The sequence below is a fragment of the Microcystis sp. CS-574 genome (assembly GCF_028329095.1).
GTDB lineage: Bacteria > Cyanobacteriota > Cyanobacteriia > Cyanobacteriales > Microcystaceae > Microcystis > Microcystis ichthyoblabe_A.
Genome location: NZ_JAQMSY010000015.1, coordinates 1 through 12,886 on the forward strand (window position 1 = coordinate 1; position 12,886 = coordinate 12,886).

The 12,886-nt window shown below is 45.2% G+C and carries 16 protein-coding genes; 12 read left to right on the plus strand and 4 right to left on the minus strand.

The window, feature by feature from the left end:
• The 3 genes from PN470_RS00890 to PN470_RS00900 form a co-directional block, all read right to left on the minus strand.
• Positions 1-362, minus strand: a 362-nt coding sequence (locus tag PN470_RS00890; RefSeq protein WP_272103372.1) for an Rpn family recombination-promoting nuclease/putative transposase, incomplete at its 3' end; no start/stop codon positions are given.
• 96 nt (positions 363-458) lie between these two features.
• Positions 459-719 (minus strand): hypothetical protein, encoded by a 261-nt coding sequence (locus PN470_RS00895; RefSeq protein ID WP_272103374.1) that lies wholly within the window; start codon positions 717-719, stop codon positions 459-461.
• 53 nt (positions 720-772) lie between these two features.
• Positions 773-1,597: an Rpn family recombination-promoting nuclease/putative transposase gene (locus PN470_RS00900; RefSeq protein WP_272103376.1), complete on the minus strand. Its 825-nt coding sequence runs from the start codon at positions 1,595-1,597 to the stop codon at positions 773-775.
• A gap of 58 nt (positions 1,598-1,655) precedes the next feature.
• Between PN470_RS00900 and PN470_RS00905 the strand changes: the two genes are divergently transcribed.
• From PN470_RS00905 to PN470_RS00960, 12 genes are all read left to right on the plus strand, one after another.
• Positions 1,656-2,543, plus strand: coding sequence for a S66 peptidase family protein (locus PN470_RS00905; protein WP_103111539.1), 888 nt, complete (start codon positions 1,656-1,658; stop codon positions 2,541-2,543).
• 65 nt (positions 2,544-2,608) lie between these two features.
• Positions 2,609-3,586: an SDR family oxidoreductase gene (locus tag PN470_RS00910; RefSeq protein ID WP_272103378.1), complete on the plus strand. Its 978-nt coding sequence runs from the start codon at positions 2,609-2,611 to the stop codon at positions 3,584-3,586.
• A 23-nt stretch (positions 3,587-3,609) separates the two neighbouring features.
• Complete coding sequence (locus PN470_RS00915; RefSeq protein ID WP_002750056.1) at positions 3,610-4,527, plus strand: NAD(+) kinase; 918 nt, start codon at positions 3,610-3,612, stop codon at positions 4,525-4,527.
• Between the two features lie 79 nt (positions 4,528-4,606).
• On the plus strand, positions 4,607-5,395 hold the full coding sequence (locus tag PN470_RS00920) for an ion transporter (RefSeq protein ID WP_271936147.1): 789 nt from the start codon (positions 4,607-4,609) through the stop codon (positions 5,393-5,395).
• Positions 5,396-6,063: 668 nt separating this feature from the next.
• Positions 6,064-6,426 (plus strand): ATP synthase subunit I, encoded by a 363-nt coding sequence (locus PN470_RS00925; RefSeq protein ID WP_043998263.1) that lies wholly within the window; start codon positions 6,064-6,066, stop codon positions 6,424-6,426.
• A gap of 58 nt (positions 6,427-6,484) precedes the next feature.
• Complete coding sequence (gene atpB, locus PN470_RS00930; RefSeq protein WP_002739857.1) at positions 6,485-7,234, plus strand: F0F1 ATP synthase subunit A; 750 nt, start codon at positions 6,485-6,487, stop codon at positions 7,232-7,234.
• Positions 7,235-7,464: 230 nt separating this feature from the next.
• Positions 7,465-7,710, plus strand: coding sequence for an ATP synthase F0 subunit C (atpE, locus tag PN470_RS00935; RefSeq protein ID WP_002740068.1), 246 nt, complete (start codon positions 7,465-7,467; stop codon positions 7,708-7,710).
• A 230-nt stretch (positions 7,711-7,940) separates the two neighbouring features.
• Positions 7,941-8,372: a F0F1 ATP synthase subunit B' gene (locus tag PN470_RS00940; RefSeq protein ID WP_002740070.1), complete on the plus strand. Its 432-nt coding sequence runs from the start codon at positions 7,941-7,943 to the stop codon at positions 8,370-8,372.
• A gap of 126 nt (positions 8,373-8,498) precedes the next feature.
• Positions 8,499-9,041: a F0F1 ATP synthase subunit B gene (locus PN470_RS00945; RefSeq protein ID WP_002740013.1), complete on the plus strand. Its 543-nt coding sequence runs from the start codon at positions 8,499-8,501 to the stop codon at positions 9,039-9,041.
• Positions 9,042-9,590 carry an ATP synthase F1 subunit delta gene (gene atpH, locus PN470_RS00950; RefSeq protein WP_016517190.1) on the plus strand — a complete coding sequence of 183 codons (549 nt, stop codon included), beginning with the start codon at positions 9,042-9,044 and terminating at the stop codon, positions 9,588-9,590.
• Between the two features lie 69 nt (positions 9,591-9,659).
• The gene (atpA, locus tag PN470_RS00955) at positions 9,660-11,168 is read left to right on the plus strand and encodes a F0F1 ATP synthase subunit alpha (protein ID WP_002776476.1); all 1,509 of its coding nucleotides are present in this window, start codon (positions 9,660-9,662) and stop codon (positions 11,166-11,168) included.
• Between the two features lie 191 nt (positions 11,169-11,359).
• On the plus strand, positions 11,360-12,307 hold the full coding sequence (locus PN470_RS00960; RefSeq protein ID WP_002739849.1) for a F0F1 ATP synthase subunit gamma: 948 nt from the start codon (positions 11,360-11,362) through the stop codon (positions 12,305-12,307).
• Between the two features lie 107 nt (positions 12,308-12,414).
• Here PN470_RS00960 and PN470_RS00965 read toward each other — a convergent pair whose 3' ends face one another.
• Positions 12,415-12,612 carry a hypothetical protein gene (locus PN470_RS00965; RefSeq protein WP_272103380.1) on the minus strand — a complete coding sequence of 66 codons (198 nt, stop codon included), beginning with the start codon at positions 12,610-12,612 and terminating at the stop codon, positions 12,415-12,417.
• Positions 12,613-12,886: the final 274 nt, after the last annotated feature.

A 12,886-nucleotide genomic window follows, 5' to 3' on the forward strand; every position in this document is an offset into this window, starting at 1 on the left:
GCTAGGGATAAAAAATCGGCAAATTGCTGGGGATGTTCTCGCTCAATTTCTCGACTAGGATAAATAACAACTATCTGCCACGGTGATAAAGGTTTATACTGTCTAAGATACAGGAAAAGTTCTGAAAATAATCGATAATATAGGTCTTCATCCTTTTGAAACTGCACTTCTACCAGATAAAAGGGCAAATTTTCCAGATTATCGAGCGGCAAAAATAAACCATCCAATCGAAAAGCTAGTTGTTTAACTTCTTGGGAAGTAAATCGATAATTGCTAACCCTAGCATCGGGTTGAGCGATTAATTCAAAGAAAGAATCGGGAAAATCGAGAAACATTCGATAGAATATGCTGTCAGTTTTCATGTCATCGCTGATAGCTTAAAGGTCACTGATTTACTACTATTCATTTGCCAACTACTTAGAAATTGATGCTTTTCTAGATTGTTGAAACAGGTTTGATTATTGTTGCTGTTGTGCCAAATAGTTAAGCACTGTGTCCAGAGTTAAGTCTAATCGTTCCGAGATTTGTTGTGGGGTTAAACCAAGGTCTTGCAGTAGCGGAATTGTTTTCAATTTTTGCAAGTTTATTCCCCGTTCAATTCCCCGTTCAATTCCCCGTTCAATTCCCTGTTCAATTCCCTGTTCAATTCCCTGTTCAATACCATCTCCAAAAGCTTCTTGATAGAAACGAGTTTGTTTTAGGTCTTGTAGTTCTAACATAGCTTCAATTTCCTCTCGACTGCTGTTTTTCTAGACTGTTGAAACGGGATTGATCATTGTTGCTGTTGTGTCAAATAGTTAAGCACTGTTTCCAGATTCAAGTCTAAGCGTTCCGAGATTTGTTGCGGGGTTAAACCAAGGTCTTGCAGTAGCGGAATTGTTTTCAATTTTTGCAAGTTTATTCCCTGTTCAATTCCCTGTTCAATTCCCCGTTCAATTCCATCTCCAAAAGCTTCTTGATAGAAACGAGTTTGTTTTAGGTCTTGTAGTTCCAACATAGCTTCTATTTCCTCTCGACTTTTTTGGGGTAACTTATAAATAATTATCGTTTCGATTAAATCAATGACATTTCTCTGCACTAAGCGATCGCTGACTTCTCTTTGAGCCTGTTTAATTAAAATCTTAGCAGAATTAACGGCTTGACTCTCACTTTCCGTAACCAATTTGACCATAGCGATCGCTAAGGAAGGAGTCTCGTCATTTGGCAATTCATCCAGATAGATTCTTTTAACCCTTGCTAGGGATAAAAAATCGGCAAATTGCTGGGGATGTTCTCGCTCAATTTCTCGACTAGGATAAATAACAACTATCTGCCAGGGTGACAAAGGTTTATACTGTCTAAGATACAGGAAAAGTTCTGAAAATAATCGATAATATAGGTCTTCATCCTTTTGAAACTGCACTTCTACCAGATAAAAAGGCAAATTTTCCAGATTATCGAGCGGCAAAAATAAACCATCTAATCGGAAAGCTAGTTGTTTGACTTCTTGGGAAGTAAATCGATAATTGCTAACGATAGCATCGGGTCGTTCGATTAATTCAAAGAACGAATCGGGAAAATCGAGAAACATTCGATAGAATATGCTGTCAGTTTTCATGCTGTCACAAAATTACCTGTAATTTCCGCTTAATCCGCCAACAAAAGAGAATTAACCTATGATCATCCCATCGTTTCTGCAACCCGGTGCTAAAGTTTCTCTGGTGGCCACCAGTGGCGCCGTCAAGGAATTAGCCGCCCTCGAAAAAGGCGTAGAAATCTGGCGATCAAGGGGTTATCAAGTGGAATTGAGCGAGAATTGGGCTAATCGTCTCGGTTATCTCGCCGGTAGCGACGAGCAACGTCGTCAAGCTTTAGCCCAAACATGGCAAGATGACGATTGTCAAGCAATTCTCTGCGCTAGGGGGGGTTACGGTAGCGCTCGCCTCTTGGAAAATTGGACATGGGCAAAAACTAACCCGAAATGGTTAATCGGTTTTTCCGACGTGACGGGGATTTTATGGAGTTTAGCGAAACAGGGCATTTGTAGCGTTCACGGGCCAGTTTTAACCACCTTAGCCCAAGAAAGTCCCCAATCAATCGATCGCCTCTTTTCTCTTCTGGAAGGTCGTCCTTTAGCCCCTCTTATCGGTCAAGGTTGGGGTGGGGGCAAAGTGCGGGGACGCTTATTACCAGCTAATTTAACCGTAGCCACCCATCTCCTCGGAACCTCGGTTCAACCCACCCTAGAGGGGGTAATTTTAGCCCTAGAGGACGTAACCGAGGCCCCCTACCGGATCGATCGAATGTTAACTCAGTGGCGAATGCTGGGCATTTTCTCCCGAATTAAAGGCATTGCCCTCGGTCGTTTTAGCCGTTGTCTGGCAGCTCCCGGTAGTGATAGTCAAACCGTGGAGGAAGTCTTAAAAGAGCGTTTGGGCGATTTAGGCATTGCGGTTATTGCTGAGTTACCTTTCGGTCATGATGGCGATAATGCCGCTTTACCAGTGGGAACAATGGTAGAACTGGACGGGGATCGGGGAATCTTAGAATTTTTCTATCCCTAAATGATCCACTTTTTTGATAGTATCTTAGAGAAGTGTTAACAAATGTAACAAAAAATTAATTATAGATGAAAGTATTAGTTGTCGGTGCGACGGGAACCCTAGGGCGACAGATCGTGCGTCATGCCATCGATCGGGGACATCAAGTGCGTTGTTTGGTACGCAGTCAGAGAAAAGCGGCTTTTTTGAAGGAATGGGGCGCGGAATTAGTCGGGGGAACCCTGCGGGATAAAAGTACGATTATTACTGCTTTAGAGGGAATGGACGCGGTGATCGATGCCGCTACTGCCCGGGCGACGGACTCAGCCAGCATTAAACAGGTGGATTGGGATGGTAAAGTTAATCTGATTCAAGCGGCCAAAACCGCCGGGGTAGATCGCTTTATTTTCTTTTCGATCCTCAATGCCGAAAAATATCCCAACGTGCCTTTGATGGAGATAAAACGCTGTACCGAGAAATTTATAGCAGAATCGGGTTTAAAATATACAATTCTGCGTCCCTGTGGCTTTATGCAGGGTTTAATCGGTCAATACGCCATCCCGATGTTAGATAATCAAACCGTCTGGATCACGGGGGAAAGTACAGCGATCGCCTACATGGACACCCAAGATATCGCTAAATTCGCCGTTCGCGCTTTAGAAGTCCCCGAAACCGTCGGTCAGTCCTATCCCGTGGTCGGCAGCAAAGCTTGGAAAGCTGAAGAAATTATCGAAGTTTGCGAACGCCTATCGGGTAAAGAGGGGAAAATTTGGCGTTTACCCATGGGATTACTGCGTTTTATGCGAGGAATAAGCCGTTGTTTCCAATGGACTTATAATATATCTGACCGACTAGCTTTTGCGGAAGTTCTCGCTAGTGATCAAGCCCTTGATGCCCCCATGGCAGAAGTTTATCAAGTATTTGGCCTTGATCCGAGTCAAACAACTACTTTAGAATCCTATTTACAAGAATACTTTAGCCGCATTCTCAAGAAGCTCAAGGAAATCGACTTCGAGAAACAAAAAGCTCAGAAGAAGAAGAAAACTCCTTTCAAAAAGAAAGCGTGATTCAGCAGTAGGAAAATTTGTCAATGCCCAAAATCGGCATTATTTACAACGATATTAAGCCTATCGCTTGTAAAACAGCCCATCAGATACAAGATCAGCTACTTTCCCTAGGTTGCCAGGTGTTTATGGCTACCGGCAGCGGTGGTCTGCTAGGCCATTCTAAACCCTCTCGTCCGGTTTGTTTTACCCCGATCGATCAGTTAGTCCCCCCCCACTTCGAGCAAGATTTAAGTTTTGCGATCGTGTTGGGGGGCGATGGTACAGTCCTATCGGCAGCCCGGCAGTTGGCCACCCTTAATTTGCCCCTGTTAACGGTCAATACGGGACACATGGGCTTTTTGACCGAAATTTACCTAAATCAGCTTGAACCCGCCTTAGAGCAGGTTCTAGAGGGGAAATACACCATCGAAAATCGCTCGATGATCACGGTGCGACTGTTTCGCGAAGATACCCTCCTCTGGGAGGCACTTTCTCTCAATGAGGTGGTCGTCCACCGGGAACCCCTCACCAGTATGTGTCATTTTGAGATTCAAATTGGTGAACACGCACCTGTCGATATCGCTGCCGATGGGGTTATTCTCTCCACTCCCACCGGTTCTACTGCCTATGCTCTCAGCGCCGGTGGCCCGGTAATAACTCCCGATGTGCCGGTATTACAATTAGCTCCCATTTGTCCCCATTCTTTAGCTTCGAGATCCTTGGTATTTTCTGACAAGGAAACTGTAAATATTTTCCCAGCAACTGCTAATCGGATGGTGATGGTAGTGGACGGTAATGGCGGTTCTTATATCTTGCCAGAAGATCGAATTAATGTGCAGAAATCGCCCCACCAAGTCCATTTTATTCGTCTGCAATCTACGGAATTCTTCCGCATCCTCCGGGAAAAATTGGGTTGGGGTTTGCCTCATATTGCTAAACCAACTTCGGTGGAATTACCTTAATCAGTGATCAGTGATCAGTGATCAGATGGTATTTTTCATTTCACTGATTACTGGTTACTGTTTACTGATAGCTGAATTTATGCTCTCTTTTCGTGCCAAAATAGCTTTTTATTTAGAGGATGTCACCACGGCGATCGGACTGACGGTAAATCTGCTTATCCTAGCATTAATTTTACTCTCGTTGGGGATTTATGTGGCTCAAACCTATCCCTTATCCGCCACTTGGCAAATGTGGTTACGTCAGCTTGATTGGGGAATTTTAAGCTTATTTTCCCTGGAGTATTTAATTCGGTTTTGGTGTGCAGAATCAAAACTAGGCTTTGTTTTTAATATTTTTTCTATCCTAGATTTATTATCAATCCTGCCCCTATTTTTTGGTTTTTTTGATATTAGGTTTTTTAGAATTTTTCGCTGGTTTAGAATTTTGCGAGTGATTCGTTTTTTTGGTTCCGATCTTTCTATTTTTCAAATTAAAACTTCCGATCAGATAGTATTTATTCGCATATTACTAACTCTATTCTCGATTATTTTTGTTTATGCGGGTTTAATTTATCAGATCGAACACCCGATTAATCCTCAAGTCTATCGGACATTTTTTGATGCTTTTTACTTCGCCGTTGTGACTATGACTACCGTGGGATTTGGGGATGTGACTCCCCTTTCTGATGGGGGCAAAATGGTGACAGTTTTAATGATTTTAACGGGAGTTTTGTTAATTCCCTTGCAAATTAGCACTCTGACTAAACAACTATTAAAATCTGGCACTCAAATTGATTATCCTTGTCCAGATTGTGGTTTACCCCGTCACGATATAGATGCCAATTTTTGTAAAAACTGTGGCGCAAAACTCTTAAAAAAACCTGATTGAGACTAATTCTGGCGAAAGGGGGGGCTCTTCTCGACTTTGTGTGCTAATTTTTGCTTATGAAATCGTGAAATGTTTACTGGAAAAGACTTTTAGGACTATTTTGTTAAATAAACTATCAGTATAGACCTCATTTCCACACAGAAACCAGAAGAACCAAGGAGGAAGTGGGGAGCTTTTCAGTGATCAGTAAACAGTAATCAGTGAACTGAAAAGGCTCTCTTGGATATTGGCTGAAAAATGTTCACAATGTCACATTATGGGCGCAAGCAGTTGGATAAACTCACTGACCACTTTGCGCTCCTACATTGCACCTGTGTGATTGGTAGGGACCTATAGCCTACACCCTTTCTTCGATAAGAGCTGCTCATGACTATAACCCCAAGAGAGCCACTGATAACTGATAACTGATCACTGATAACTGTCTCGGAGTCTCCTGTCTCCTGTCTCCTAACGACCGACGACCGACGACCGACGGAATCATGACAATTTACAATTGCTTAATAATTGTTGCCGCTGCCGTGATAATATGTCTTGTGGCTTACCTGAGCGTCATAGCTGGGAAAGCAATCCAGATATTGAGATTAGTCTATCGCTGATTTAGGTGTACCTTGTCTGACCCATCGATCGAATCTCCCCCAACCCCAGAAACCAACCCGCCGTCAGATCCGATGCGGGAATACTATCAACTACAAAACACCCTATTGATCACCACCCTGATCTTAAGCGGTCTGATCTTTATCCCCGTGTGCTTGTTTTATTCCCTCAATACCGCCCTTAATTACCTACTAGGGGCAATGGTGGGAGTCGTTTACCTAAAACTCCTGGCCGGGGAAGTGGAAAAATTGGGGGTAACGAAAAATCGCGTGGGAAAAAAAGGATTAGCCCTATTCGCCGGATTAATCATCATCGCCAGTCGTTGGCAAGAACTGCACATAGTGCCAGTTTTTTTGGGGTTTTTGACCTATAAAGGGGCGATCATCGTCTATACCCTGCAAACCATCTTCAAGCTGGAGCAGAAAGGCGATTCCTAAACCCTTTGACCGTTAAAAATAACCCTGATTTGCGAACCCGAATCTCCCCAAGGTAGAAATGTTAGACAGTTTAAGTGTGCTTAATTTTTATAGCCTCGCTTCCCTGGAAGTGGGACAACACTGGTACTGGCACATCGGCGGACTAAAAATTCACGGGCAAGTGATCGCGGTCTCCTGGATCGTCTTCGCTATCTTAATCATCGCCTCGATCGCCGCTACCCGCAAAATCCAGAAAGTCCCTAGCGGTATTCAAAACCTCATGGAGTACGTTCTGGAATTTCTGCGCGATTTAGCCAAAAACCAGCTAGGAGAAAAGGAATATCGACCCTGGTTGCCCTTCATCGGCACCCTATTTTTATTTATTTTCGTTTCTAACTGGTTAGGGGCCTTGATTCCTTGGAAGTTAATCGAACTGCCCGAAGGGGAATTAGCCGCCCCCACTAACGACATCAATACCACGGTGGCGTTAGCCCTACTGACTTCCCTCGCTTACTTCTACGCGGGCATCAGTAAAAAAGGACTCGGTTACTTCGCTCACTACCTAGAGCCGATTCCCGTGCTATTACCGATCAAAATTTTAGAAGACTTTACCAAACCCCTCTCCCTCAGCTTCCGTCTTTTCGGAAACATCCTCGCGGATGAGTTGGTAGTAGCAGTATTAGTCTTCCTTGTCCCCCTAGTCGTACCCCTACCCCTGATGGCTCTCGGTTTATTTACCAGCGCTATCCAGGCCCTTGTCTTCGCTACCCTTGCCGGGGCCTATATCCATGAGGCACTGGAATCGGAACACGAAGAAGAACACGCTTAAAAGCGAGAGACGAAAACAGAAAAATTTCTTAGGGAAAAGTGTCCAAATAATAGGATAATAACTAAGAAATTATTGGTCGAATTCAGGATGAGCAACTGAATTCCAGGATCGTTCTTTCCCAAAAACTCTTTCGGGAGTTTTGAGCAGAAAACCAGCCATTTTTTACGGCTGAGAACGCGCTCTGTAAACAACAGATTGAAATTGATTAGTAAATAGAGGAAAAAATCACCATGAACCCCACAGTAGCTGCCGCTTCCGTTATCGCCGCCGCCCTCGCCGTTGGTTTAGCCGCTATCGGCCCCGGTGTTGGTCAAGGTACCGCTTCTGGAGAAGCTGTTTCCGGTATCGCCCGTCAACCCGAAGCTGAAGGAAGAATTCGTGGTACCCTTCTCCTCAGCTTGGCATTCATGGAATCCTTAACCATCTACGGTTTGGTTATCGCTCTCGTTTTACTGTTCGCTAACCCCTTCGCCTAATTAAAAAAGCAGTGGGCTATCAGCCCCCAGTCCCCAGCTTGGCAGCAGAGTTTTAAAAACTCTCAAAAAACGCCAAAGCAGCCCACTAAAAAATCTGGTTTTTGGGACGGAAGGCTGATAGCTAATTAAGGGAATTTTAGTGATTCCCCCTGACTGTTTATTGTTAAAGCAGGGGGATCATCTTCCTTTTTTGAACCTGTCTATAGCTTCTATTTATTAGGAATAAATCAATGTTTGATTTCGATGCCACCCTGCCAGTGATGGCACTACAGTTTATTCTTTTGGCAGTGATCCTGAACGCCGTTTTTTATAAACCCCTCAGTAAAGTTTTAGATGAACGGGCGGAGTATATTCGGCAAACGGAAGGCGGAGCCAAAGAACAACTAGCCAAAACCGAAGCACTGGTACAAGAGTACGAATTGCAATTAACTTCGGCTCGTAAACAATCCCAAGAGATTATCGCCCAAGCGCAAGCTGAGGCCCAAAAACTAGCCAGCGAACGAGTTGCCGCAGCCCAAAAAGAAGCGATCGCCCGTAAAGAAGCCGTCGCCGCCGAAATTGCCCAACAGAAAGAAGAAGCCTTTCGTTCTCTAGAAGGACAAGTGGCCTCTCTTTCCCGTCAAATTCTCGAAAAACTCCTCGGCCCCGAACTCGTTCGCTAAACCCCAGCCCTTGGTTAATAAAAGTGATCAGTAAAAAGATAGAAGTCAGTCGTCAGGAGTTAGAAGACTGATAACTTACCTCTGATAACTGATAACTGAATAACCTACTCCCCGCCCTCAATAACCATGATCATCGACACAGTTTTATTATTAGCCACGGAGGCGAAGGAAGCGGCAGCAGAAGGATTCGGCATCAACACCGATATCCTAGGAACTAACCTATTTAACCTCTCGATTCTGCTCGGTTTAGTCATCTTCTACGGCCGCAAAGTTCTCGGACAAATCCTCGGAGAACGTCAGTCGAAGATTGCTGAAGCTTTAGCCGAAGCTGAAGACCGGAAAAATATTGCCGCTACCGCCCTCGCCGAAGAACAGAAAAAACTCGCCCTAGCAAAACAAGAGGCGGAAAAAATTATCAATAATGCTCGATCTAGAGCTAAAACTGTCACCGCCGACATCGCCGCCCAAGCCGAACTCGATATTCAAAGAATGCGCGAAAGTGCCGCTAAAGATCTCTCGGCGGAACAGGATCGCGTTTTAGTAGAATTACGCCAAAGAATTACCGCTTTAGCCTTAGCTAACGTGGAATCCCAATTAAGCGCCGGCCTGGAAGAATCGGTACAACAAACCCTAATTGATCGCAGTTTGGCCAACCTAGGAGGTAAATAGATGCAGGGAAGTTTAATCAGTTCAGAAATAGCCGAACCCTACGCCCAAGCATTACTTTCCGTCGCCCAAAGCAGCGGACAATTAGAAGTGATCGGCGGCGAAATAAAATCCCTCTTAGAATTGTTGGAAAATGCTCCCGATCTAAGAGCTTTTATCGGCAATCCCGTCATCAAAGAAGAAGCTAAAAAAGCCGTTCTTTCCCAAGTAATGGGGACCAATGCCAATCCCTATTTAACTAACTTCATGATGTTATTAGTCGATAAACGTCGGATTCAATTTTTAGAACCCGTTTGTCAACAATATCTCACCCTGGCTAGAGTGCTGACTAACACCGTTTTAGCGGAAGTTTCCTCGGCCACCGAATTGAACGATAGCCAAAAACAAATCGTCATCGACAAAGTGAAAACCCTGACCGGGGCGAACGTGGTCGAACTGAAAACCAAAGTTGATGGCAGCCTAATCGGTGGTGTGGTGATCAAAGTCGGTTCTCAGGTCTTTGATGCCAGCATTCGCGGTCAACTACAACGCCTCAGCCTCTCCCTGCGCTAAGGTCATCTAATCTCCCTTTTTTGCCGTTTTTTCACCTTCTTAATTTTTTACTTTTTCCCAGATTAAACTATGGTAGCTATCAGACCCGACGAAATTAGCACGATTATTCGTCAACAGATCGAATCCTATAACCAAGAAGTACAGGTCTCCAACGTGGGAACCGTCCTGCAAGTGGGTGACGGTACTGCCCGCATCTACGGCCTACAACAGGCCATGTCGGGAGAACTATTAGAATTTGAAGATGGAACCGTCGGCATCGCCCTTAACCTCGAAGAAGATAACGTCGGCGCGGTGTTAATGGGTGACGGTTTCGGGATTAAAGAAGGCGGTACGGTGAAAGCTACCGGTAAAATCGCTCAGGTTCCCGTGGGTGACGCCTTAGTCGGCCGCGTGGTTGATGCTCTCGGTCGTCCCATCGACGGGAAAGGAGACATCCTCGCCAGCGAAACCCGTCTGGTAGAATCCCCCGCCCCCGGTATTGTCGCTCGCAAATCCGTCTGTGAACCGATGCAAACCGGCATCACCGCTATCGATGCCATGATTCCCGTCGGTCGCGGTCAACGGGAGTTAATTATCGGTGACAGAAAAACTGGTAAAACAGCGATCGCCATTGACACGATCATTAACCAGAAAAGCGAAGACGTGATCTGTGTCTATGTCGCCATCGGTCAAAAAGCCTCCACCGTCGCCCAAGTAATCGACACCCTCACCCAAAGAGGCGCCATGGATTACACCGTAGTGGTGGCCGCTAACGCTAACGACCCCGCCACCCTCCAGTATATCGCCCCCTATACCGGAGCTTCAATCGCCGAATACTTCATGTATAAAGGCAAAGCGACCCTAGTTATCTATGATGACCTCACCAAACAGGCTCAAGCTTATCGTCAGCTATCCCTGCTCATGCGTCGTCCTCCCGGTCGGGAAGCTTACCCCGGCGACGTTTTCTATCTCCACTCCCGTTTACTAGAACGTGCCGCTAAACTCAGCGATGCCCTCGGTGGTGGCAGCATGACCGCCCTGCCGATTATCGAAACCCAAGCCGGTGACGTTTCTGCCTACATTCCCACCAACGTAATTTCGATTACTGACGGTCAGATATTCCTCTCCACCGACCTCTTTAACGCTGGTTTCCGTCCCGCGATTAACGCTGGTATTTCCGTATCCCGCGTCGGTTCGGCGGCCCAAACGAAAGCAATGAAGAAAGTTGCTGGTAAATTAAAACTCGAATTAGCCCAGTTTGACGAATTAGAAGCTTTTGCTCAATTCGCTTCTGACCTTGATGCGGCCACCCAAGCACAACTCGCTCGCGGTCAACGTCTGCGTCAAATCCTCAAACAGCCCCAAAACTTCCCCCTCTCCGTTTGGGAACAGGTGGCGGTGGTTTATGCCGGTTTAAACGGTTATCTCGACGATATCGCCACCGATAAAGTTATCGATTTCTGCACCGGTTTACGCGAATACCTGAAAACCAGCAAACCTCGCTACGTTGAGATCGTCAGCACTGAAAAACAACTCAACGACGAAGCAGAAGGCCTGCTCAAAGATGGCATCAACGAGTACAAACAGGCTTTTAAATAATCTTGGTAATCAGTAAATGAATGTTGGTAATGGGGGTTAGGTTTTAGGGGATGGGGTGTTGAGGTTTTGGGGTTTTAGGGTATTAGTTGAAACTTCCCGATCTCCCTATTTCCTCACCTCTCAATTCCCTCCTAAACCCAGAATCTTGACTGATGACTGATAACTGATAACTGATAACTGATAACTGAATTATGCCTAATCTCAAAGCGATTCGCGACCAAATTCAATCGGTCAAAAATACCAAAAAAATTACCGAGGCCATGCGTCTAGTGGCGGCCGCAAAAGTGCGACGTGCCCAAGAACAAGTTCTCTGTACCCGTCCTTTTGCCGATGCCCTCGCTCAGGTACTTTATAATCTCCAAGGTCGTTTAGCCTTTAGTGATGTTAATTTACCCCTGCTGGCCCAACGGGAAGTAAAAACCGTGGCTCTGTTGGTAGTCACAGGCGATCGAGGTCTTTGTGGCGGTTATAATACTAACGTCATCCGTCGTGCCGAACAACGGATGAATGAATTAAAAGAGCAAGGGATTAACTATCAATTAGTTATTGCCGGCCGGAAAGCGGCACAGTATTTCGAGCGCCGCAATGCTCCCATTGCCGCTAAATTTATTAACCTCGAACAGATTCCCACTGCCGATGAAGCTGGCACGATTGGGGATGAATTGCTTTCCTTATTTTTATCGGAAACAGTTGATCGCGTCGAGTTGGTTTATACTCGTTTTATCTCCCTGATCAGTGCCACTCCGGTGATTCAAACCCTGTTACCTTTAACTACCCAAGGTTTAGCGGTACAGGATGACGAGATTTTCCGTTTGGTGACTAAAGAGGGAAAATTTAAGGTACAACGGGAAAAAATGGCCAGCCAACCGGCGCAGGTTTTTCCCCAAGACATGATTTTTGAGCAGAATCCCGTCCAAATCCTCGATTCTCTCCTACCTTTGTACTTAAATAACCAATTACTGCGCGCCCTCCAGGAATCGGCAGCGAGTGAATTAGCAGCCCGGATGACAGCGATGAGTAACGCCAGCGAGAACGCCAGCGAGTTAATTGGCACTTTAAGCCGTACCTACAACAAAGCGCGTCAAGCCGCTATTACCCAAGAATTGTTAGAAGTAGTAGCGGGGGCAAACGCTCTCTAGATTTAAGCCTGTTTTTCTTGTGATTATCAGTAGGAGTGATTATTTTCACTCCTTTTTTTATATAGGGTTTGCGGCAAAAAGTAGGGACGAAGAACACCTAAGGATGATTAGATTGTTTTCTTAAGCACAATCTCAGAGCGACTATCAAAACCTAGATCCCCAATACCAACTACTTCCCAACCTTGAGAGCCCAAATTATTAAGAATTTGTAGCAAATCCGCTCCTACTTGGTTGCCATTCAGAAACCAGACCACAGCATTAGGTTCATTCTTTCCTACAAGAATCTGATATTGGAAAATAGCCATTTGACCTCTTGTATTGGGTTGCCTTTGGATCAGTCCAACGGAATTCTAGACGAACTTTTCCAGGTAATACCCCCAATTAAGATTTTATTAAGAGTTCATTCTCGCACCTCTAGAAGTTTAAACCATGTCACTCGCTGAGTTAATTCCTCTGGTCAACAATCTGAGCCAGTACTCAACGGATTTGGTATTAGATAACCGTGGTTTAGACTTCTCTGGCCCGAATTAGGTTCAAATAGAGTCAGGGCAATCCCTTTTCTGATATCTTCTGGCCCCT

Excerpts from the sequence above, each read along its gene's own strand:
- PN470_RS00895 (WP_272103374.1), bottom strand. The coding sequence starts at position 719 with ATGTTAGAACTACAAGACCTAAAACAAACTCGTTTCTATCAAGAAGCT.
- PN470_RS00900 (WP_272103376.1), bottom strand. The coding sequence starts at position 1,597 with ATGAAAACTGACAGCATATTCTATCGAATGTTTCTCGATTTTCCCGAT.
- PN470_RS00905 (WP_103111539.1), top strand. The coding sequence starts at position 1,656 with ATGATCATCCCATCGTTTCTGCAACCCGGTGCTAAAGTTTCTCTGGTG.
- PN470_RS00910 (WP_272103378.1), top strand. The coding sequence starts at position 2,609 with ATGAAAGTATTAGTTGTCGGTGCGACGGGAACCCTAGGGCGACAGATC.
- PN470_RS00915 (WP_002750056.1), top strand. The coding sequence starts at position 3,610 with ATGCCCAAAATCGGCATTATTTACAACGATATTAAGCCTATCGCTTGT.
- PN470_RS00920 (WP_271936147.1), top strand. The coding sequence starts at position 4,607 with ATGCTCTCTTTTCGTGCCAAAATAGCTTTTTATTTAGAGGATGTCACC.
- PN470_RS00925 (WP_043998263.1), top strand. The coding sequence starts at position 6,064 with ATGCGGGAATACTATCAACTACAAAACACCCTATTGATCACCACCCTG.
- atpB (WP_002739857.1), top strand. The coding sequence starts at position 6,485 with ATGTTAGACAGTTTAAGTGTGCTTAATTTTTATAGCCTCGCTTCCCTG.
- atpE (WP_002740068.1), top strand. The coding sequence starts at position 7,465 with ATGAACCCCACAGTAGCTGCCGCTTCCGTTATCGCCGCCGCCCTCGCC.
- PN470_RS00940 (WP_002740070.1), top strand. The coding sequence starts at position 7,941 with ATGTTTGATTTCGATGCCACCCTGCCAGTGATGGCACTACAGTTTATT.
- PN470_RS00945 (WP_002740013.1), top strand. The coding sequence starts at position 8,499 with ATGATCATCGACACAGTTTTATTATTAGCCACGGAGGCGAAGGAAGCG.
- atpH (WP_016517190.1), top strand. The coding sequence starts at position 9,042 with ATGCAGGGAAGTTTAATCAGTTCAGAAATAGCCGAACCCTACGCCCAA.
- atpA (WP_002776476.1), top strand. The coding sequence starts at position 9,660 with ATGGTAGCTATCAGACCCGACGAAATTAGCACGATTATTCGTCAACAG.
- PN470_RS00960 (WP_002739849.1), top strand. The coding sequence starts at position 11,360 with ATGCCTAATCTCAAAGCGATTCGCGACCAAATTCAATCGGTCAAAAAT.
- PN470_RS00965 (WP_272103380.1), bottom strand. The coding sequence starts at position 12,612 with ATGGCTATTTTCCAATATCAGATTCTTGTAGGAAAGAATGAACCTAAT.